General features: G+C 48.9%; 2 tRNA genes and 1 rRNA gene. All 3 read left to right on the top strand.

Annotation, left to right across the window (positions count from 1 at the left end):
* Positions 1 to 74 (top strand): 16S ribosomal RNA (locus tag NA389_RS21935); the annotation flags it as partial.
* Between the two features lie 69 nt (positions 75 to 143).
* A tRNA-Ile gene (locus NA389_RS21930) sits at positions 144 to 220 on the top strand.
* A 109-nt stretch (positions 221 to 329) separates the two neighbouring features.
* A tRNA-Ala gene (locus NA389_RS21925) sits at positions 330 to 405 on the top strand.
* Positions 406 to 542 lie beyond the last annotated feature (137 nt).

The following is a 542-nucleotide window of genomic DNA, read 5'->3' as shown; positions in this document are numbered from 1 at the left end:
CTTTGTGATTCATGACTGGGGTGAAGTCGTAACAAGGTAACCGTAGGGGAACCTGCGGTTGGATCACCTCCTTACCTTAAAGAACTGTTCTTTGCAGTGCTCACACAGATTGTCTGATGAAAAACGAGCAGTAAAACCTCTACAGGCTTGTAGCTCAGGTGGTTAGAGCGCACCCCTGATAAGGGTGAGGTCGGTGGTTCAAGTCCACTCAGGCCTACCAGATTCGCTCCCGTGCTTTGTTGTGGCAAAGCTCGCATACTTCAGTATGCTTCGCTTCACCACGCCGCGCCCGGAAACGAATCAAAGGTAAGAGGTTCTGACTACACGATGGGGCTATAGCTCAGCTGGGAGAGCGCCTGCTTTGCACGCAGGAGGTCTGCGGTTCGATCCCGCATAGCTCCACCATCTCGTGAGTGTTTACGAAAAAATACTTCAGAGTGTACCTGAAAGGGTTCACTGCGAAGTTTTGCTCTTTAAAAATCTGGATCAAGCTGAAAATTGAAACACAGAACAACGAAAGTTGTTCGTGAGTCTCTCAAATT

The organism is Salmonella sp. NW645 (assembly GCF_051703725.1).
GTDB classification, from domain to species: domain Bacteria; phylum Pseudomonadota; class Gammaproteobacteria; order Enterobacterales; family Enterobacteriaceae; genus Salmonella; species Salmonella enterica.
The sequence above is the reverse complement of the archived record's forward strand: the minus strand, read 5'-3'. Positions and strand labels throughout refer to the sequence as shown.